At 65.8% G+C, this 20,942-nt stretch carries 16 protein-coding genes; 8 read left to right on the top strand and 8 right to left on the bottom strand.

The features are described 5' to 3' along the window. Nucleotides 1-101: 101 nt before the first annotated feature. Together OJB03_RS14385 and OJB03_RS14390 are read right to left on the bottom strand one after the other, a co-directional pair. Nucleotides 102-1,652 carry a YifB family Mg chelatase-like AAA ATPase gene (locus OJB03_RS14385; protein ID WP_263788656.1) on the bottom strand — a complete coding sequence of 517 codons (1,551 nt, stop codon included), beginning with the start codon at nt 1,650-1,652 and terminating at the stop codon, nt 102-104. A gap of 709 nt (nt 1,653-2,361) precedes the next feature. Beyond that, the gene (locus tag OJB03_RS14390; protein ID WP_263788659.1) at nt 2,362-2,919 is read right to left on the bottom strand and encodes a plastocyanin/azurin family copper-binding protein; all 558 of its coding nucleotides are present in this window, start codon (nt 2,917-2,919) and stop codon (nt 2,362-2,364) included. A gap of 387 nt (nt 2,920-3,306) precedes the next feature. Between OJB03_RS14390 and OJB03_RS14395 the strand changes: the two genes are divergently transcribed. Continuing rightward, a complete protein-coding gene (locus OJB03_RS14395; protein ID WP_263788662.1) occupies nt 3,307-4,119 on the top strand; it encodes a DUF3047 domain-containing protein in 813 nt (270 codons plus the stop codon). A 96-nt stretch (nt 4,120-4,215) separates the two neighbouring features. Here OJB03_RS14395 and OJB03_RS14400 read toward each other — a convergent pair whose 3' ends face one another. The 3 genes from OJB03_RS14400 to OJB03_RS14410 form a co-directional block, all read right to left on the bottom strand. After that, the gene (locus OJB03_RS14400) at nt 4,216-6,153 is read right to left on the bottom strand and encodes a copper-translocating P-type ATPase (protein WP_272507379.1); all 1,938 of its coding nucleotides are present in this window, start codon (nt 6,151-6,153) and stop codon (nt 4,216-4,218) included. A 485-nt stretch (nt 6,154-6,638) separates the two neighbouring features. Next, on the bottom strand, nt 6,639-7,220 hold the full coding sequence (locus tag OJB03_RS14405) for a cupredoxin domain-containing protein (RefSeq protein WP_263788667.1): 582 nt from the start codon (nt 7,218-7,220) through the stop codon (nt 6,639-6,641). Between the two features lie 82 nt (nt 7,221-7,302). Beyond that, nucleotides 7,303-9,924, bottom strand: coding sequence for a heavy metal translocating P-type ATPase (locus OJB03_RS14410; RefSeq protein WP_263788669.1), 2,622 nt, complete (start codon nt 9,922-9,924; stop codon nt 7,303-7,305). A 263-nt stretch (nt 9,925-10,187) separates the two neighbouring features. On the opposite strand from OJB03_RS14410, the gene OJB03_RS14415 reads away from it, so the two are divergent. The 3 genes from OJB03_RS14415 (at nt 10,188) to OJB03_RS14425 (ending at nt 12,618) form a co-directional block, all read left to right on the top strand. After that, nucleotides 10,188-10,541 (top strand): hypothetical protein, encoded by a 354-nt coding sequence (locus OJB03_RS14415; protein WP_263788671.1) that lies wholly within the window; start codon nt 10,188-10,190, stop codon nt 10,539-10,541. 59 nt (nt 10,542-10,600) lie between these two features. Next, a complete protein-coding gene (locus OJB03_RS14420; protein ID WP_263788673.1) occupies nt 10,601-11,341 on the top strand; it encodes a methyltransferase domain-containing protein in 741 nt (246 codons plus the stop codon). 116 nt (nt 11,342-11,457) lie between these two features. Beyond that, a complete protein-coding gene (locus OJB03_RS14425) occupies nt 11,458-12,618 on the top strand; it encodes an NAD(P)/FAD-dependent oxidoreductase (protein ID WP_263788675.1) in 1,161 nt (386 codons plus the stop codon). A gap of 49 nt (nt 12,619-12,667) precedes the next feature. Here OJB03_RS14425 and OJB03_RS14430 read toward each other — a convergent pair whose 3' ends face one another. Further along, nucleotides 12,668-13,615 (bottom strand): L-threonylcarbamoyladenylate synthase, encoded by a 948-nt coding sequence (locus OJB03_RS14430; RefSeq protein WP_263788677.1) that lies wholly within the window; start codon nt 13,613-13,615, stop codon nt 12,668-12,670. Between the two features lie 204 nt (nt 13,616-13,819). Here OJB03_RS14430 and OJB03_RS14435 point away from each other — a divergent pair, with 204 nt between their 5' ends. After that, nucleotides 13,820-14,203: a YkvA family protein gene (locus OJB03_RS14435; protein ID WP_263788680.1), complete on the top strand. Its 384-nt coding sequence runs from the start codon at nt 13,820-13,822 to the stop codon at nt 14,201-14,203. A gap of 124 nt (nt 14,204-14,327) precedes the next feature. Here OJB03_RS14435 and OJB03_RS14440 read toward each other — a convergent pair whose 3' ends face one another. Together OJB03_RS14440 and OJB03_RS14445 are read right to left on the bottom strand one after the other, a co-directional pair. Next, nucleotides 14,328-14,573, bottom strand: coding sequence for a ferredoxin (locus tag OJB03_RS14440; RefSeq protein WP_263788683.1), 246 nt, complete (start codon nt 14,571-14,573; stop codon nt 14,328-14,330). 138 nt (nt 14,574-14,711) lie between these two features. Continuing rightward, nucleotides 14,712-16,685, bottom strand: a complete 1,974-nt coding sequence (locus tag OJB03_RS14445; protein ID WP_263788685.1) for a CBS domain-containing protein — start codon at nt 16,683-16,685, stop codon at nt 14,712-14,714. A gap of 328 nt (nt 16,686-17,013) precedes the next feature. Between OJB03_RS14445 and OJB03_RS14450 the strand changes: the two genes are divergently transcribed. The 3 genes from OJB03_RS14450 (at nt 17,014) to OJB03_RS14460 (ending at nt 20,842) form a co-directional block, all read left to right on the top strand. Beyond that, a complete protein-coding gene (locus tag OJB03_RS14450) occupies nt 17,014-18,678 on the top strand; it encodes a tetratricopeptide repeat protein (RefSeq protein WP_263788687.1) in 1,665 nt (554 codons plus the stop codon). Nucleotides 18,679-18,755: 77 nt separating this feature from the next. Then, complete coding sequence (gene lolB1 / locus OJB03_RS14455) at nt 18,756-19,544, top strand: lipoprotein insertase outer membrane protein LolB1 (RefSeq protein WP_263788690.1); 789 nt, start codon at nt 18,756-18,758, stop codon at nt 19,542-19,544. A gap of 59 nt (nt 19,545-19,603) precedes the next feature. Further along, on the top strand, nt 19,604-20,842 hold the full coding sequence (locus OJB03_RS14460; RefSeq protein WP_263788692.1) for a murein hydrolase activator EnvC family protein: 1,239 nt from the start codon (nt 19,604-19,606) through the stop codon (nt 20,840-20,842). Nucleotides 20,843-20,942 lie beyond the last annotated feature (100 nt).

Raw genomic sequence — 20,942 nt, forward strand, 5'->3', positions numbered from 1 at the left:
CATAGGATAGGCACTCTCGCCCAGCATTTCAGCGGCCGGTCTGAGAGCGGGCTGGGCAGGAGACTTCTTCACTCGATCTACCGGACCTCCTTCCGGAGCCCTCATCCGTTCCACCAGTCGCGGTCCAGGGAGCGATACTGGATCGCCTCCGAGACGTGTTCGGGGCAGATGCGAGGCGACCGCTCCAGGTCGGCCACCGTGCGCGCCACCTTCAGAATCCGGGTGTATCCGCGGGCACTGAGGCCGAGCCGGTCGGAAGCAGTGCGGAGCAGATTGGTCCCCGCCTCGTCCAGCTCACAGTGCTCCTGGACCCGCTGCGCGTCCATCTGTGCGTTGCTGTACACCCCCGGCGCCTCGCCGAAGCGCCCCGACTGCTGCGCGCGGGCCTGCACCACCCGCTCCCGAACCGCACTTGAAGACTCTCCGGTGCGTTCGGCACTCATCTCGTCGAAGTCAACCGGGGCGACCTCCACGTGCAGGTCGATCCGGTCCATCAGAGGCCCGCTAATTTTGCCGAGGTAGCGCTGCACCTGGGCGGGCGTGCAGACACACTCCTGGTTCGGATCGTTGAGGTGCCCGCACGGGCACGGGTTCATCGAGGCAATGAGCATAAAGCGGGCCGGGTAGGTGACGGTCGTCTCCGCCCGGCTGATCGTGATGCGCCCCTCCTCCATCGGCTGACGGAGCACCTCCAGGACCCGCCGCTGAAACTCGGGCAGCTCGTCGAGGAAGAGGACACCATTGTGGGCCAGAGAGATCTCGCCGGGGTTCGGGTGGGCCCCGCCCCCGCACAGCCCCGCGTCGGAGATGGTGTGGTGCGGGGCCCGAAACGGACGCGTGGCTAGAATGCCATGGTCGGACGTCAACTCGCCGCTGACGGAGTGAATCTTGGTGGTTTCGAGCGCCTCGTCCGTGCTGAGGGGCGGCAGGATGGTGGGCATGCGGCGGGCGAGCATGGTCTTGCCCGAGCCGGGCGGGCCTACCATGAGTGCGTTGTGTCCCCCGGCGGCCGCCACTTCTAGGGCTCGCTTCACGTTCTCTTGCCCTCGCACATCGCTCAGATCACGCCGGTACTGACGCGCCTGATCGAAGATGGTGTCCAGGTCGTTCGTGTAGGGCGTCGGCGCCGCAGGGCCCTCCGGGTCCTGCAGGATCTCGAACGCATCGCCCACCGTCTCCACCGGGTAGACCTTGAGGTCGTCCACCACGGCGGCCTCCGCGGCATTCTCGGCGGGCACGAGCACGCCCTCGTACCCTTCCGCCCGCGCCTTCATCGCCATGGGCAGCACGCCGTTGACGGGCCGCACGGTGCCGTCCAGGGCCAGCTCGCCCGTGAGCCAGTAGCGGTCCAGCACATCCCCGGCGACCGTGGTGCCGCTGGCGGCCACCCAGCCCACCGCCATCGGCAGGTCGAACGCCGCGCTTTCCTTTGGCACGTCCGCCGGCGCGAGGTTGATGGTGATGCGCCCCCACTCAACAGGAATGTCGTTGTTTTCGAGGGCAGCCCGCACCCGGTCGAAGCTCTCCCGCACCGCCGCCCGCGGCAGCCCCACGACCGAGAGGCCCCGCATGCCGGAGGCGACGTTCGTTTCGAGTTCAACCGGCAGGGCCTCAACGCCGTGCGTGGTGCTGCTCCAAACCTGGCTCAACATGAGACGCCGGGGGCATCGGTTCGGGGACGGAGGGCAGGATCCACAGACACATCTGCTCCGCGGGGCATAACGTTCGGCCCACTGCTCGCGCCTTTGCAGTTCGACTCCACCGTCAAGTGGGGCCCTCGGGATCCGGTTCCCTCCGGGTCGATGTCCCCTCGGCCTCATTCGTGACCTCTCCCCTACCACGCCTCCAAATCCATCTCGCCCCGGAGACGCGAATCGTATCTCATAACTTCGCGATGGGCGCCTGGACGCCCAATTCTACTGTACAGGTCGGGCCCGGTCAGGTGCATATAGGACCCTTCTGGAGACACCGCCCGATTCGCTCCGGACCGAATGGGACTTGTCCGGAGAAAACCGAATTACGGTTAGACATGAGCGCCCGTCTGGGCTCTTCCTCAAATAATGACTGAGGCGGGCGCCCGGCTCTCCTCAAGACTACATGGCAGCGGCGGGTCGATGGCATCTCTCTACCGAGATGCGCGCCGCTAGGATGCCGCGGGGCGACCTGGGGTCGACGCTTCCGCGGGCGGTACAGGAGAGGGGTCGCTTCTCTGCCGATAGACCGGAGGCGCTACGGCACGAGGCGCATCGCCGCGCCCCGTGCCGGCGTCCTCGGAGGGAGAGAAAGACAGTCGCAAGAGAACGCCCCCGGAGAGAATTGGATTTTCGAAGCGGGCCCGTCCACGGGCCCATGGGCTCGGACCTAGGTCACGATCATGGTGCCCTGCATGGTAGCCCAGTGTCCCGGATACGTGCACACGTAGCCGTACTCTCCCGTCTCCGACGGGGTCGTGAACGTTACCGATACCGTCTCGCCCGGCTTCGAGATGTCCGTGGCCGCCAGTACTGCCGAGTGGTCGGGCACGTACTCGTTCGACGCTCCGGCCTGCACACCCGCCTGACCAACTTCCTTAAAGGTGCCCTGCGCCGGGGGCTCGTTCATCACGAGCACGTTGTGCTGCATGGACGGGCTCGAAGCGGTATTCTCAAACACCAGTTCAATCTCCGTGTCCGCCGGCACCTCGAACTCCGTCTCCTTGTACTTCATCTGGTTGCCCTGCGGGTGGATCGTCACCGTCTGCGCGCCGCCCCCGCTCGACTGCCCGGACGCCTGGCTCGCGGATCCGGAAGAGGAGCTTCCTTCTTCTCCACTACCGCCTCCACAAGCCGACACCAACGACCCGGCGCCCAGCCCCGCAATGCCGACCACGCTCAGGCGCTGTAAAAAGTCGCGTCGCGAAACATCCTGTTCGTTCGCCATAGTGATGCAAAAAGCTTAGTCTAGAATTTAGTCGAAGGTTGACAAGTCTCTACGGGTTGAAAGCCCGTCGCAGTCACGGGGTCCTACCCGTGATTAAGACACCGCGAAAAGTAGTTTACTCGACCACGAAGACCGATTAAGACCAGACAGGCTTTTGGCCTTTTTCTTCGCGACAGTAATGCAAATTGGTAGATCAAACCACTATACATGCGAGGGTACGGAGGTGAGAAACAAGGATTCAACGTCTCCACGGTCTTTGTTCAACACTTCTCACTTTTTGCGGAAGCGCACGGCCCCCCAGCCAGATTAACATTGCGTGGGGACATCATCCCCATCCGAACGCCCCCCCCTGTAGCCCCGAGTCTCGCCCCTATTCCTGTGAGGTTGATGACTTCAGTCGCACGCTTACCGGTTGTCTGGTCGCTTCCCCTCTTCGTGATCAGCACTCTGGTCGGCCTCACCGCCTACGCCCACCACCAGCCGAAGTACGTGGGGCGCTTTTCGGGCGCCGAGGCCGACTCCAATGGGCATCCGTCCGGGTGGCGAGCCGTCCGCTTCGGGGACGCAGAGACGGACACCCAATACCGGCTCGTTGAGCGACCGATCGAGGACGAATCCACCACCGTCGTTCGTGCCGTCAGCGACGGCGGGGCCGGGGGGCTGGGCCGCACGGTGCGCCTCGACCCGCAACAGCATCCGGTGTTGTCCTGGCGATGGAAGGTCACCAACGTGCTCGATAAGGGCGACGCCCGAACAAAAGACGGGGATGACTATCCGGCCCGGCTCTACGTTACCTTCGACTACGACCCGAGCAACTTTGGGCTGGTCGATCGCGCCAAGTACGAAACCCTGCAGGCCCTCGGGTACGACCAGATTCCGACCCGGGCACTGAACTACGTCTGGGCAAGCCGGGTCGACCAGGACACCATTCTCCCAAATGCGTTCACGGACTGGGTGCAGATGATTCCTGTGGAGAGCGGCTCGACGAAGGTAGGGACGTGGCTTCGCGAGCGGCGGAACGTCCGTGCGGACTACCGCCGGGCGTTCGGGGAGCCCCCACCGCCCATCGACGGCGTCGCCATCATGACCGACACCGATAACACCGGCGAGGAGGCCACTGCCTACTACGGAGACATCGTTGCCCGGCGCCCCCCCTCGATCCAGGAGTCGGACCTCGACTGGTCGGACCTGACCAACTGAGGCCGCACACCTGGACCGATTGACCCGCCAGCTCTTGAAGGGAGGCTTCCGGATTGGACGGGCCGGGACGGAGTACGCCCCCTGTCCAGCGGCCGCTCAGTCGAGCGAAAGGAAACGGGCATTGACGGCGACAATCACGGTGCTCAGGCTCATCAGGACGGCACCGACGGCCGGGCTCAGCAGAATGCCCGCAGTGGCGAGGACGCCCGCCGCCAGCGGAATGGCAATCACGTTGTAGCCGGTGGCCCACCACAGATTCTGCACCATTTTGCGGTACGTAGCCCGTGCCAGACGGACGATGCCCACCGCGTCTCGCGGGTCACTCTCCACGAGCACAATGTCGGCGGTCTCGACCGCCACGTCCGTGCCCGCCCCGATCGCGATGCCCACGTCGGCGGTGGCGAGGGCCGGGGCGTCGTTCACCCCGTCGCCCGTCATGGCCACGAGGCGTCCCTCCGCCTGTAGCTCTTCGATCACGTCGCTCTTCTCGTCGGGCAGCACCTCCGCGATCACGCGGTCGACCCCCACCTCTTGGGCCACCCAGTCCGCAACACGCTTGCTGTCACCTGTGAGCATGACCGCGTCGATCCCGAGGGCGTGGAGGGACCGGATCGCCTCCCGCGACTCCTCACGGAGCACGTCGGCCAGGGCCAGTGCGCCCAGCGCGGTGCCGTCCCGCACGACGTACACGACCGTCTTCCCCTGACGCTGGAGCGACTCGGCATCGTGGGCAGGCAGCCCCCCCTCGTCCCGGGCCGCCTCCGGGCTCAGCACCCGTACCTCAGTGCCGTCCACCGTGGCGCGGACGCCGCGTCCCGTCAGGGCCTCGAAGTGACTCGCCTCCGGCCTGTCCAGGGCCCGATCCTCGGCGGCGCGGAGGATGCCGGCCGCGATGGGGTGCTCGCTGTCCTGCTCTGCGGCGGCCGCGGTGCGAAGCACGTCCTCCTCCCCCTCCGCGGCAAACACGAGCACGTCCGTCACGCCGAAGCGGCCCTCCGTGAGTGTGCCCGTCTTGTCGAAGACGACCGTGTCGAGATTCCGCGCCAGCTCGAACGCGCCCCGATCGCGGATGAGGAGGCCACGCTGGGCCCCAAGCCCGGTGCTGACGGAGACCACGAGCGGAATCGCTAGGCCGAGGGCGTGGGGGCACGTAATCACCATCACCGTCACCGCCCGCTCCAGGCTGAAGACGAAAGTCTCGCCGAGCCCGACGTACCACGTTCCAAACGTAAGTGCCCCCGCGGTGAGCGCAATCAGCGTAAGCCAGTAGGCCGCCCGGTCGGCCAGGTTTTGGGTACGACTCTGGGACGCCTGCGCCTCCCGGACGAGGCCAATCACCTGGTTGAGATAGCTCGACTCGCCGGTCTTCTCCACCGACACCACGAGCGCGCCTGTGCCATTGACGGCGCCGGCGATTACCTCGTCTCCTTCGGCCTTCTCAACGGGGACACTCTCGCCGGTGAGCATGCTTTCGTTGACACTCGACGACCCGCTCACCACGGTGCCGTCGGCCGGGATGTTCTCACCGGGCTTGACGCGCACTCGGTCGTCCGGCGTCAGGTCCCGGATGGGCACCTCTTCGGTGTCGCCCTCGTCGGTCACGCGGTGGGCCGTGCTCGGCATCAGGCGGGCCAGCTTTTCGAGCGCACGGCTCGCCCCCATGACCGATCGCATCTCGACCCAGTGCCCCACCAGCATGAGGTCGATGAGCGTGGCGGTCTCCCAGAAAAACATCTGGCCGGGCACCCCCAAGGCCACGGCGGCGCTGTAGGCGTATGCCACGGTCACCGCAAAGGCCACGAGTGTCATCATTCCGGGCGTCCGTTCTCGCAGCTCGTCGACGAGCCCGGTCAGGAAGGGCCACCCTCCGTAGCCGTATACGAATGTGGAGAGGGCCAGTAGCGCCATCGTGTCCCCCGGGAAGCCCAGGGTGTTCTCCCAACCCAGCCACCGCTGAATCATGGGACTGAGCGCGAGAATGGGGAGCGTCGCCACCAGACTTACGAAGAACCGGCGGCGGAAGTCCGCGACCATCGCCGCGTGGTGGTCGGGCCCGTCCTCCTGCCCGTCCGGGGCACGCTGCCCGTTGGGGTTGGTCGGGGACGCGGCACTGTCGGCTTCGGCGGAGCGAGTGCGATCCTGGGCCATGGCGGGGTCGGAGAAAAAAGTACGTCAACGAAGACAACGGCGGTTCCTTAGGGGCGGGCGACGGTTCCCCCCTCGAAGGAACAGAGCCACAGCGGATCGATCAGGGACGTCGAGGGCAACCTGCTCCCGAATCGTCTTCACGGCCGGAACGACGTGGCTCGTCTCGTGCGCCGGGTCGGCATGCCGGAGCGTCCTGCCCGCTCACTCGCTCCACACCCCGACGTGGGCGGGACGCCTCCCGTCACGAAAGGCATCGTGCCCCGGAGATAGAATGATGACAATGGGCGATGGCCTCAGGCGGATTGTCTGCGTGCCTCTCCATGACGGCTCGCTCAAGCCCGCCAGTCGTAGACGTCTCCTCTCCGAAGATGCTACTCGTCGTCCGGGGTCGTGACCCGCAGGGTGCCCTCCATGCCCATCTCGTAGTGCTTCTGCCCGCCCGTCGTCTCGAAGCACGCAATGGTGTAGGTGCCCGCCTTGGAGGCCGGTAGGGTGAACGTCATGGACCCACTCCCGCCCGGCGGCAGCTCGAATTCATTCTCGTGGCGATCGCCCTCTTCCTCCTCGTGGTCTCCTCCCTCATCGTGGCTCCCCTCCTCATCGGCGTGGCCGCCGGGCCGCTTGTTCTTCTCGATCGAGACGCCCTCAAAAAGGTTTTGCTCAAACCCCTCCTTGTCGCTGGCCACCGAGGCCCCCACCACGAAATAGTGCTCCACGGTGCCGTCGTTGGCAAACTGCAGCGTGACCGGTTCTCCCGCCGGGACAGTGAGCGTGGACGGATCGTAGGCGTGATCCGTCATCGTGACCTCAATTGTATCGGCGGAGGGAGAGGCACCTCGAAACGAGCGGTCGGTCGGGGCGGCCTCGCCACCACGGGCAATGAGCCCGAGGGCGAAGACAGCGATGAGCCAGGCGGCCGAGGATTCCCAACGGAAGAGCCAGAAGAACGTCATGAGGAGGATGGATGCGGATAATGAACGGATGGACGCGTGGCGATGGGGTATGGAATGCCGATGGGCTGGATCCACCGCCAACCTAGGCCGTCGTCACGGCCTGCTCGCCTCCAAGCGGCACATTCAAGCGCCGCAGCCGCAGCGCATTGCCCACGACGAAGAGGTCGGAGAACACCATCGCAAGGGCGGCCAGGGCGGGCGACAACAGCAGGCCGAACGCCGGGTAGAGCGCCCCCGCCGCAACGGGGATCAGGAGCACGTTGTACGCGAAGGCCCAGAACAGATTCTGCTTGATGTTGCGGAGGGTGGCCTGCGATAGGTGCACCGCGTTGGGGACACCGCGCAGGTCTCCGGCCATCAAGACGATGTCGCCGCTCTCGATGGCCACATCGGTGCCGGTGCCGATGGCAATGCCCACGTCGGCCTGGGCCAGGGCGGGGGCGTCGTTGATGCCGTCGCCCACAAACGCGACCGTCCGTCCTTCAGCCTGAACGTCATCCACCGCCTCGGCCTTTTCGTCGGGCAGCACCTCGGCCTGCACGTGGTCGATGCCAAGTTGGTCGGCAATCGCCCGGGCAGTACGCTCGTCGTCGCCCGTAATCATGGCCACCTCAATGCCCAACGTGTGCAGGGCGTCGAGCGCCGCGGGCGTCGACTCCTTGATGGGGTCGGCCACCGCCATCACGGCGGCCAGCGTGTCGTCGACCGCCACGTAGAGGGGCGTCTTGGCGGCGGCGGCCAGGCGATCGGCCGTCTCTTCGGCCCCGGCGGGAATCGCAACATCGTGCCGCTCCATGAGGCGGGCGGCCCCCACCGCGACACCACGCCCCGCCACCGTCGCCGTCACGCCATGCCCGGGGATCGCTTCAAAGTCCGTGGCATCCGGCAGAGCCAGGCCCTTCTCCTCGGCCTGGGCCCCCAGCGCCGCCCCAATCGGGTGCTCGGACTGGGCTTCTACGGCGGCCGCCCAGCGGAGCACGTCCGCCTCCTCGAACCCGCTTCGCGGACGCACGTCCGTCACCTCGGGCCGGCCCTTCGTGAGCGTGCCGGTTTTATCAAACGCCACGAGGTCCGCCGCGTGGAGCGCCTGCAGCGCGTCGCCCTCCCGGACGTACACGCCCAGCTCCGCGGCGCGACCCGTCCCTACCATCACCGAAATCGGCGTGGCGATGCCCATCGCGCAGGGACACGCAATGATGAGAACGGATACGGCGGAGACGAGGGCGTACGTGAGCACCGGGTCCGGCCCCCACACGAGCCAGACGCCAAAGGTAAGCGCGGCCGTCACCAGGACGAACGGGACGAAGACCCGGACCACGCGGTCGGCGAGTGACTGAATGGGCGGGGCCGACCCCTGCGCCTGCTCCACCATGTCCACGATCTGAGAGAGCACCGTTTCCTCCCCCACCCGCGTGGCGCGAAAGGTAAAGCTGCCCGTCTCGTTGATCGTGCCCCCCACCACCTCGTCGCCCTCTGCCTTGCGCACCGGCTCCGGCTCGCCGGTCACCATCGACTCGTCGACGTGGGACTGTCCGTCGAGCACCTCGCCGTCGACCGGTACCTTCTCGCCGGGCCGCACCCGAACCACATCGCCCGGCACCACGTCGCGTACATCGATCTCTTCTTCTTGACCGTCGCGGCGGACGCGAGCCGTGGTGGCCTGCAGGTCGAGCAGCGTGCGGATCGCGTCGCTGGCGCGGCCCTTGGCGAGCGCCTCCATATAGTTGCCCGCCAGGATGAGGGTGATAATCGTCGCGGCGGCCTCGTAGTAGACGTGCACGGTTCCCTCCGGCAACACGGTCGGAAGAAAGGTCGCCACCACCGAGTAGCCGTACGCCGCCGAGGTCCCCATCATCACGAGCGTGTTCATGTCGGGGGCGCCGCTCTTGAGCGCAGGCCAGCCGTGTGCGTAGAAGTAGCGCCCCGGCCCAAACTGCACCACCGACGTCAGTGCAAACAGCACATAGTATAGCGCCTGTGTGGACACCTGGTCGGTAACCCAGGCCTCCATCGCCGGGACGTGCATGACGCCCATCTCCAGCACGAACACAGGAAGAGCGAAGGCCAGTGCCCAGAGGAACCGGCGCTTCATCGACCGCTGCTCGTCCTCTCGGGCCTGATCCTCCACGTCAGTACGGTCGTCCCCCTCCTCCGTACCGACCACCTCGTAGCCGGCGTCACGAATCGCCTGTGTGAGGTCTGTGGTCTCGGTTACCCCCGGGACGTAGTGGACCGTGGCGCGGTCGGTAGCGAGGTTCACAGTCGCCTCCAGCACCCCCTCCACCGCATCGAGGGCCTCTTCGACGCGGGAAACGCACGACGCGCAGGTCATCCCCCGCACCGCAAGGGCCGTTTCGGCGGTGCGCACCGCGTAGCCGCTGTCGGCGACGGCCTGAGCCAAGTTCCCGATCGGCACCTGTCGCCCCTCGCGGAGAGCCACTTGGGCCCGCTCGGTGGCGAAGTTGACGCGGGCCCCCGCCACGCCGTCAACGTCTGCGAGCGCATCTTCCACGCTCTTCGCACAGGAGGCGCACGACATGCCCTCCACGGGCAGCGTCCGGCGCTCCTCCTGCTTCTCGGAGAAACCGTCTCCGGGTTCGGAAGGGACCGGGTCGACCACACAGGCGTCGCCTTCCGACGAGGAGGAGTCGTGGGAGGAGGGGTCCGGAAGCGATGTCTCGGTCTCGGGGGAAGGTCGGCTCATAAGAATTTGCCCAGGGTCCCGTTTGAGAGCGTACACGATGCTTTTGCATAGGGTACCCCCCTATACCACAGACGGACCAGCACGTTTCAATTTGTACCGAGTCTCGTGCGGTCACGTCCTCTCGTTGTGCCAAGAACCCGTACAGTCCGGAACCCCGTCGCAGGAGCGCCAATAGGGCATCCCGTCGTTGCTCTTGGGCCCTCTCCACGGCCTTCGGTCGACGACCCCCGATCGATTTCTTCCTTCCCCATCTGTCCCTCTCCATGATTGAAGTCACGATTCTCAACGCCCAAGAGCTCGCTCGCCGCCAGATGGGTGCCCGTGCCGCTCAGGCTTCCGGGGCCGGGGTCGACATCGAATCAGCCGTCCGGAACCAGATGGCCGATCACCTGGAGGAAGGATTTCAGAACCGCGGGATTGAGGCCTACGTCGATACGAAAGGGGCCCGAAAACTGGAAATCACCGTCGAGGACGCCACGGAGGCCGCGTGGCAGCAGGGGTACCTTGCCTGGTTGGTGGCCAAGTTCGTCCCGAGTACTGTCGAGCAGAACCTTGCCCCGGAGGTCCGCGACCGCCTCAACGACCAGGGCATCGAGGCGGAGGTCGAGGTGGAGTAGCCCGCCGGTTCCGGAATGTGCTTTGAGCTCCCCTCGACAGACCATGTGATCACGTCCTGGTGACCGTTCCTCCCGTCCCGGACCTCTCATCGCGCCTGGAGACCGAGGAATGGATGGACGACTTTTCGATCACCGACGCTCGTCTCACGCGAGCCCTCCGCGACCTCCGACGGGTGAACCGGGTGCTCGGAGGGTACCGGGCGACGGACTGTGTTCTTGACCCCATGCTGAGGCGCCACGATCGCCTTCGCCTGCTGGATGTGGGGTGCGGGAGCGGAGACCATCTGGCGCATCTGGTCCGGCGAGGCGAGCGTCTCGGGTGCATCCTGGACCTCGTCGGCATTGACGCCAACCCCGTCACGGTAGGCCATGCCCGGGCCTACCTCGACCACCAACTTCCCCCGCGCCTCCGGGACCGGGTTCGTGTCGAGATCGGGGATGCCCAGGCCCTTTCCCACGACGACGGGGCCGTCGACGTCGCCCACGCGGCCCTGTTCCTGCACCACTTTCACGGTCCCTCGGCGGTCCAGGTGCTCTCGGAGATGCAGCGGGTGGCCCGGCACGGCCTTCTCCTAAACGACCTCCACCGGCACCTCCTCGCCTATGTGGGGATCTGGGGCCTTAGCCGCGCCCTGGGCCTCGCCCCAATGGTACAGCACGACGGCCCCGTCTCGGTACGGCGCGGGTTTCGTCGGGCGGAGCTCCGCACCCTTGCCCGGAGCGCCCGGCTGCCCACCCCAACCGTCCAATGGCATTGGGCCTTCCGGTGGACCTTGTCGACGCTTGATTTCGGCTCGTGACGGCCCCTCGCCGGAGACATTTCCATTCTGTGACGGACCATCCCGCAGCCGTCGGGAGCCAACCCGCTCGTCACCAGTTGCGCAATCCCAATACTGCTTACCTTCAGCAATCTCCCATGCGTTACGACGCACTCGTAATTGGCGGCGGCTTGTCAGGGTGCAGCACTGCACTCCAGCTTGCCCGCGAGGGCCACGATGTACTCCTGGCCGAGCAGTCCACCTACCCGCGCCAGAAGTTGTGTGGAGAGTTTTTGTCGCCGGAAGCGCAGTCCTCGTTCCGACGCCTCGACGTGCTTGGTGACGTGCACGCCGCCGGGGCAAAAACCATCGATCGGACGTGTCTGACAGCCTCCAGCGGCGCCAAAACATCTCACGCACTTCCCGATGCGGCCCTTGGCTTTAGCCGCTATCGGCTCGACCAGTTGCTTTTCCAAAGGGCATGCACGGCGGGGGTCGAGGGCCGCCCTGGCACCCGGGTGACGGACGTTCGTGGGAATCTCCGGGATGGGTTTGTGGCGACCGTCGGTGGAGACCCCGTCGAGGCCCGTCTCGTCCTGGGAGCGCACGGCCGCAGAAGCCGACTGGACCGATCATTGGAGCGGCCCTTCTTGTCGGAAACCACGCCGTACGTGGCCTTCAAAGCCCACTACGCCGGCCCCGCCGCGGCGGACCTGGAGAACACGATTGAGCTTCACAGCTCTCCAGGGGCGTACTGCGGGCTTTCCCCGGTCGAGGAGAACCGCATCAATGTCTGCTGGATCGGGCGCACCGACGCCCTCAAAGACGCCGGCGGATCGCCCGAGGGCATGCTCAACACCACCCTGCGCCAAAACCCGGCCCTGGACGAGCTGCTTTCCGGGCTTACGCGTGTGAGCGATCGCTTCGAGGCGGTGAGTCAGGTCCCGCTCATGCCGAAGTCCCGGTTCGCGGATGGCGTGTGCATGATTGGGGACGCCGCGGGCATGATTGCTCCGCTCTGCGGCGACGGGATGGCGATGGCACTCCGGACCGCCGACCTGGTAAGTCCGCTGGCGTCTGACTTTCTCGACGGACGGCATCCGGCCCGAACGTTCCGGACGAACTACGAAACCGCGTGGACCGATACGTTTGGCCAGCGCATGCGGCTGGGCCGGTGGATCCACGAGGCAGCGTTCCGCCCCGGGGCTGCCTGGACCCTGGTGCAGAGCTGTCGGCTGCTCCCGCCCCTTGCACAGTGGATCATCCGCAGCACTCGGGGGCGGCAGGGGGCGCTCGCCGGCGCGGCGGCGCCGAAGTGAGCCGTTGCTCCAGTCGGTATGGGCGACCTGCCTCGCCCCCTCCACCTCTCTACCGAGCCGCCGCTCGACGGAGTCGATCGTTGAGCGCTCGCCCTAGTCCCGTGGGCGACACGGTCTGTGCGTAGATGACCTCAACCTCGTTCTCGTCGCAGACCCGAAAGATGTGGAAGAGGTCGTGGGCGTAGGTACGCACATCCTCTTCGATGTAGACCGCTCCCAGGGCGTCCGTGTGTGCAGGCGCGTCGAGCCCAACGTACGCGTGGCGATCTCCGGAGGCAGCCTCCGAGGGATCCTCCACGAGCTGCACCTGGGCGGACGGCGCATAGTGCCGGTGCCGCGTTCCTGGGCTCCGCGGGGCAGCATCCGCGTCTGAGGATGCCACCTGCACCTCTCCGAGGGTCCGGCGGAGCGACTCGACCGACACTGCCCCGGGGCGAAGCACCGTGGCGGGGTCCGTGGTACAGTCTACGACCGTCGACTCGACCCCTGCGTCCGTGCGTCCCCCCTGCAGGATGCAGTCGATGCGTCCCCCCAGGTCGTGCTCTACAGCCTCCCAACTCGTGGGGCTGGGGCGGCCCGACCGGTTGGCCGAAGGGGCCGGCACGGGCGTGTCGCACGCCTCCAGAAAAGACTGCGCCAGGGGCAGGCGCGGGACGCGAATCCCCACCGTCTCGAGGTCCGCCGTTACGACCGAGGGGAGGTTGTCGTGCTTGGGCAAAATGAGGGTCAGGGGGCCCGGCACGAACGTGTCTAGGAGATGCTGCGCCACAGGGGGGATACGGGCCGCCACCTGCCCAATCTGCTCTTGCCGTCGGAGGTGAACGATGAGCGGGTTGTCCGCCGGACGCCCCTTGGCCTCAAAGATGCGACGCACGGCGTCTGGCCGAAATGCGTCCGCCCCGAGTCCGTAGACCGTTTCGGTGGGGAAGGCGACCAGGTTACCACGGCGCAGGTGGTGGGCCGCCTCTGTGGGAGAAGTCGTGCGTGTGGTCGCCACGAGAACAAAGCAACAACGAGTTCGAGACGACTGCTTGGGGTGCACCGCCGATGGGGTTGACTTTCCTCCCCATCCTCTCTTAGCATCGAAAGGACGCGTCATTCCGACCCGGCTCTCAGCGTTATGCCCTCCGACACGCCTTCGCACAGTGAGCGAACATCCACGCCAAAGCTGAACTTGGGCCCAGCGCCGAGCCGTTCGGAAATGGCAAACACCCTTGTTGAGGCCGCCCGTCGGGTTCTGCGGCGCCGGTTTCGGGTGGTCCTGCTCATCCGGGACGCCTACGCACACCTGGAGGCCAACGCCGACGCCCTCGCGGCCGTATGGAGTGACCTGCGGGCTGCACTCCGCCTTCTCGTGGCCTGGACGCGCCGGTCGTACCGCGAGGTGTCCACGGCGTCCCTCGTGCTTCTGGTGGCCGCCCTCCTGTACTTCATCACCCCCATTGACGTCATTCCCGACACCCTCGGGGCCTTGGGGTTCGTCGACGACCTCGCGGTCGTTCGGACGGCCGTAGAGACCGTTCGGGGCGAGTTGGATCAGTTCCGCGACTGGGAAGCGCAACAATCTCTTCCGGCCTCATCGTAGCCCCCGACCGCACCCCTCCATCCGAGCTCAGGCCACTATGTTCACCTACATCCTTCTCGCTCTAATTGCCGGGCTTCTCACCGGCATACTGATCGCCTGGTACCGTCGGGAGAATTAGTCCGGTCTAGGGGACAATCTGCTCTCCATTCTCGTCCTCGACGATCAGTGCGTCTACCGGACACAGGGCTGCCGACTCTTCTAGGCGTCCCTGTTCAATATCGGGCGTTTCGTCCTGGAAGTCGACAATGTTGTCTTCTCGGATCACGTAGATCTCGGGCGCGATGTTCACACAGTTGCCCGATCCAATGCAGAGGGTGCGATCGATGCGGACCGTCTGGCCATTGATTTCTCGTTCGCGGGTGTCAGCCATGCTTCTGAGGGTGGGTACAAGGAGACTAGAACTGAATGGATTTTCCGTCTCAGTGCCACGGGCGGCGTCCCCGCGCGTTCCCCTTTCACCACGCGCTCCAGCGGTGGGCCTTGCGGAGAGATTCGTCCGATCCTGGGGCTACGAGGCGGCGTCGACGCCCCCCGAGTCCGACGAAGCGGGACTGGCCTCTGCGTCGCCGTCGAGGCCCAGCGTCTCGTCGAGGATGTTGCCCGCAATCTGAATGAAGTCCTGCTCGGTAATGATGCCGACGAGCCGGTTTTCTCGTACCACGGGCAGGGCCCCAATCTCATGCTCGCGCATGAGCTCCACGGCCTCCAGGGTGGGGCGGTCCGGGGACACCGAGATGGGATCCTCGACCATGATGTTTCCCACCGGCACGCCGCCCTTCGGCTGCTCGGTCCGTTCGGCCATGTGACGGAGGAGGGTGCGGTGGCTCACGAGCCCTACCAGCCGGTGCTCTTCGTCCTCCACGAGTACGTGGCGGATCTTTTGCCAGTCCATGAGCCGCGCCACAAACTCGATCGACTCTTTCTCGTGCACGGTGAAGGGATCGGTGCTCATGTAAGCCTCCACGCTCGTCTCCTGCATGCCCGTAGGGGTATACCCTTCTTCCAGGGTCGCCAGGGACCATTCGTGGACCGGATGCCCCTCCTTTTGACGCTCCACCATGCCACGCGTGAGCGCCCCGAGGCGCTCGGCCCGCGACCCGACCCCCTCCATGCGCTCGAGGGAGTCGAGTTGCCACTGCGCTCCGGTCTGCTGGGTCTCGACACGGTTCTGGATCACCCCGAGGTACCGATCGATGTCCGACGATGCGATGTCGGAGGTCCGAAGGCCCTCCTCGGCCAGCGGGATGAGGGTGTCGAGAATCAGCTCGTGGGCCGGGCGGTTGGTGCCGTCCAGCCAGGTAAACTGGGAGGCCAGACCGCTCCGGGCCGCCGCGTTGAAGTTGTAGCGGGCCTCGTAGAAGTCGATGTGCTCGGACACGTCGTGGTACTCGTGGGCCAGTCCCGCCACGAGCCCGTACCAGAAGACCGCGTTCGCGATCTCATCGATGACGGTCGGCCCGGATGGCAACACCCGGTTCTCGATCCGGAGGTGAGGCTTTCCGTCGGTGATGCCGTAGCAGGCACGATTCCAGCGATACACAGTGCCATTGTGGAGCTGCAGAGCCCTGAGATCAGGCACGCCGCCCGCCTCCAACGTCTCCAGCGAGTCTTCGCCCAACTCCGTCGTCAGGAGCACCCGGAAGCGAGAGATGTCTTCCTTAAAGATCTCCATCACCGACTCGTCCACCCAGTCCGTGCCGAAGTGCACGCGCGGACTCATCTCTCGTAGGTACAGGTTGGTCGACCGTGTGTCGACGGCCTGCTGGAAGAGGGCAATCCGGGTTTCGCGCCAGAGCCGCTTGCCGAAGAGCAGTGGCGAGTTGGTGGCCGCGGCGAGGCACGGGGCCGCCACCACCTGGGCAATGTTGTAGTAGCGCGGGAATTCCTCCGGCGACACCTGGAAGTGCGTCTGAAAGCTCGTATTGCACCCCTCCAGCATGATGGAGTCGTGCTTCACAAACAGCTCGTCGATGCCTCGAATCTGATACTGCCCCGCCCCGCCCCGCAACCGGGAGATGGCATCGTTGAGGGCGTAGTAGCGCGGCCGAGGGGTCATGTAGTCCATCGCGAAGTCCGAGAGGTGGGCCGTGGGCAAGATGCCCGTCATGGCAATCTCGCTGCCGACCTGCTGGGTAAGGTCGCGCACCTTTTCGACCAGCTCAGACGTCGACGTCTCCATCTCTCGGAAACAGTCCGTCCCAAACTGAAGCGGGTCCATGTTGAATTCCACATTGAACCGCGTCAGCTCCGTAACGATGCGCTCGTCGGTGTTCCGTTCAAGGACCTCCTCAATGACGGGCGCCGGGTCCCCCCGTTCGTCCACCATGAAAAGCTCCTGCTCGGCCCCGATGCGGCGCATCCCGCTCTCGAACATGTCCTCCTGGAGCATGAGCTCCATCGCCCGAACATCGCGCATCAAGTGATTCGTAAATTCGCGGAGCTTAGAAGGCTCGGCGTCCCGGCGTACGTTGTGTTCACCCATGGGTGAGTGTGAGGTCTTACTTGTCTACAAAACGACGCACCCCCACCGGACTCGTCTACCGAAGGAGGGACCAAACTGGGCTCAGGGCATTCGGACACTGGCTGCAAGGTAGAAACGGTTCCCAGTCATTATCAAATCAAAATGAACCACGCCAACGCCGCGTCCGTCAGAATTGGGTGCCGTGTAGCCCTCCGGTCCATGTCACTGTTTTGATCGCCCCACACTCGTGGACGCACGCTCGCTCTCCCGATTGATCCGGTCTCTGAGTGCGATACTGCTGTGTGTACTTCTGGTGGGCGGGCCGTCTGACACCGCCGCGTCTCCGGGCATGAGCGGGCCGTCCGCCGATACCACAGACCCTCGGGCGCAGCGGCTACTCATTCGGGGCACAACCGAGGCGCAGCTGGGCGACCACGAGGAAGCCATCTCGCACTTTGAGGCAGCGCTGGAGCGGGTGCCAAGATCCCCGGTACTTCTCCAGGCCCTCGCCGACGCGTACGAGGCGCAGGGCGACCGCTCCACCGCCCTCTTCTATGCGCGACAGGCGCAGACGCAGGGGGCGTCTCGCCCCTCGTTCGGCCGTCGCCTCGCCGAGGTGCAGCGGGCCGCCGGGGACCCGGCCGCGGCCCTCCGCACCTACCAGCAGCTTCTCAATCAATTCCCCGACTTCAACGACGCGTACCGGGCCCGGGCATCGATTCAAGCGGAGATGGGACGGACAAAAGATGCAATCCAGTCCTACGAAACGTACCTCAGCCGCACCAACTCACCACCGATCGACGTGTACCGTCGGCTGCTCTCTCTCTACCGCGAAACGGACAACGCGGATGGGATCGAAACCACTCTCCGAGCCCTGGTGGACCGACGGCCCAATGTCTACGCATACCAGCGTCGCCTCGGCGAGTACTACGCAGACGAAGGGCGTCCGCAGAAGGCGCTTGCCCTGCTGGCTCCGCTGGGGCGTCAACTCCCCGACGACGACGCCCTTCGGCGGCAGGTGCAACAGCTCGCCCGCCAAACGGGACAAACGATCGCCCTTTCCGCTCGGCGGGCGCAGTCGGACTCGACCCGTTCTCAGAAAACAGCTCCGGATGCCCCGCTGCGCCGGGCCCGATCGATGTACGACGAGGCAAGGGCCTCGTCTCCCCCCGACACCGCACTGCTGCGCACCGCGGCGGGGCTGTTGCAGGAGGTCCTAGACCGATCCCCCGGTGCCGAGGCTGCCCTGTCCCTCCGGGCCCAACTCTACCGGGCGTGGGGCCGCCCCGAGAAGGCAGGCCGGGCGATGGAACGCCTCTTGGATCTGGATCCCCGGACCCCCAGCCGATGGGTGCGGACTGCAAAGACCTATCAGCGGGCGCACCTCCACGCTCACGCCGCCGAAGTGGCCGAAGAAGGATTCTTGCTCTTTCCGGGACACGTGGCCCTTGCCCGAACCGCGGCGTTCTCGCGTCTACGCGCAGGCGATTTCGCCGAGGCCCGTAGCCACTTTCAAGACGCTCTCTCCCTCCTCGGCGACTCCACCGGCGGCGGCGAGGAAGCCGTCCTGCACGCCGGCCTCAGCCTCGCCAATAGCCGTCTTGGGCGGCCCCAGGAGGCGGACGACGCCCTCAGAAAAGCTCGCATCCTCGCTCCCGACTCCCCGAGAGTGCTTCGCCTGTGCGCCCGGAGCCTGGCTCATCGGGACGAACGCCTGGATCAGGCCCTGAGCCTCGCCGAGCAGGCGGTGGAGTACGCCCCGAATTCACCATCGGCGCACCACGTGCTGGGACAGGTGCATGTTCGGCGCAGCGAACCGGAGGCCGCGCGGCGTCACCTGCGCATCGCCCTCGACACCGGGACCCCCACCGCTACGCTGCTGGAGCGGCTCGGCGACGTGGAAAAGGCACTGGGCAACGACGCGGCGGCCCAGACGTACTGGCAACGTGCGGCGGACCGTACCCCTGATCGCTCATCTCTGCGCGAGAAGCTCACGGTTCCGGCAAATTCGTAGCCGTCCGTCGTTCTCTCCGGGACGGCACCCCCTGCTCCACGCTCATCGACTCCTGCGCACCAGATTCCGCCTCAATCTTGACGTCCGCGCCCCCTTCAGGCTCTCGTGCTCTCCTGCTTGCACTGACCTGTGCCCTTCTTCTCACCGGCTGCGGCAGCTCATCGCCGAACACGGCCCCGAGTCTCCCCGACGCCTTTCCCGACCATTCGGTCGATCAGATTCGGACCCAGATTACACGGGGGACCGACACGATCCAGGGCTACACCGCGAAAGCTCGGGTCAGGGTCCGAACCCCCGCCCAGACCCAGTCCTTCAACGCTGTCGTGCGTCACCGGCGGGCCGACTCCCTGTTCATGCGCCTCAGCCTATTTGGGATCGAAGGGGGACGCCTCCTATTAACGCCCGACAGCGTGTTTTTCTACGACACGCGCAACACTGTGCTGCGCGTGGGGCCGGTAGAGGCCGTTCAGAAGCTCTTCCCCGCTCCGGTATCGTCGGATCAGTTCTTCGACAACATGCTCGGGGTACTCGCCCCGGCCGCCCGCCCCAAGTGGTCGCTGCAGTCCGACAGCACCCTGTACTACCTGTCGGACACCACTGATCGTGAGCGCTACACGGTCGATCCCGCCCACTGGCGCGTCGTCCGGTACGAAGAGCGGTCCCCCACCGGAACCGTCCGTCAGAAACGACTGTTTTCGCAATTCCGACGGATCGAGGACGTGCTGCTGCCTGCCCGCCTGGTCTTTCAACAGCCGTCCGACGACCTCCGGGCCGTGGTGACCTACAAGGAGATGACCCTCAACCCGTCGGGGTTGTCCTTCTCCCTCAACGTGCCCGAGCAGGTCCCCCGTCGGAGATTTCAGTAGCGGGATGACGGCCCGGTTTCTGTCCCGTCATCACTCGTCGACCGATCGTCCATTCCCGAATGCGTTCTCCCTGGCTTCCACGACAGAGCGTCCAGTGGGCGTTGCGGGCCGGTCTCGTCGTGCTTCTCGGCCTTGCGGTGCCGGTTGGGCTCCCGGCGGCGCACGGCCAGGACGCCTCGTCTCGGCGTGAGACCACGCGACAGCGCCTCAATCAGCTGGAGCAGCAGATCCAGCGGGAGCAGCAGCGCCTCCAGAAAACAGAGAAGGAGGCGGAGTCTACCCAGGAGCAACTCGAATCGCTGCAACGAGAGATCGCCCTTCGCGAAAAGTTGGTGTCGACGTATCAGGCCCGTCTCGACGAACTGGGTCAGGAGCGCTCGCGCCTCCGCGACACGCTGTCGACCCTGCAGACGCGTCTCGAAACGCTCCGGGACGACTACCGGGAGCAACTCGTCCACGCGTACAAGTATGGGCGCCTCCACGACCTGGCCCTGCTGCTCGCCTCGCAGTCCATCAACCAGATGCTCATCCGCGCGCGGTATTTGCGCCGGTTCGCTACCGACCGTCGCCAGCAGCGAAGTGCCATCCAGACGGCCGCCGGCGAGGTTCGCTCCTCACGGGAACAGCTTGCCGAAAAGCGGGCCGAGACCCGGGATCTTCTCGCCGAGGCGCGCACCGAGCGCGAGAACCTACGGGCCCTCGAACGGGAACGGCGACGGGTGATTGACGAGCTGCGGGCCCGGCGCTCCGAGCTCGAACAGCAGATCGAGCAGAAGCAGCAGCAGGCCCAGCAACTCGAACGGCGCATCCAGAAGCTCGTGGCCCGGGCCAGGCGCGAAGAGGACAACTCGGGCATGGAGGCGGAGGTCGCCGCCAATCTCTCCGCCTCTTTTCAGGCGAACCGCGGGGCCCTGCCCTGGCCCGTCGAGGGGGCCGTGACGACCGACTTTGGCGATCAGGTGGATCCCGTCCACGAAACGACGACATACCACCCCGGCATCCTCATTGCTGCCTCCCCCGGCAGTCCGGTTCGGGCCATCTTCGACGGCACCGTCACCGGGATCGACTTCGTGCCCGGGTACGGCACGTACGTCGTCATCCGGCACGGCGAGTACCTCTCGGTCTACAGCAACTTTTCCACCCTGTCCATCGCCGAGGGCAACCAGATCGAGGCGGGACAGGTGATTGGCCAGTCCGGCACCGAGAGCGAGCCCCGAGGCGCCAGCCTTTTCTTCGGACTTGTAAACCGATCGTCAAGCGAGTTTGTGGATCCGTCCGGCTGGCTATCGGTCCGCTAACCCCATGGCCTTCTCCATCATCGGATTCACGAAAACCTTCTGGCCCATCGGAAGCGGTCATTTGGGATTGCTGAAGGGCGGGGCGTATCTTGCTAAGCAC

Origin of the sequence: Salinibacter grassmerensis, assembly GCF_947077765.1 — a bacterium.
Lineage (GTDB): Bacteria > Bacteroidota > Rhodothermia > Rhodothermales > Salinibacteraceae > Salinibacter > Salinibacter grassmerensis.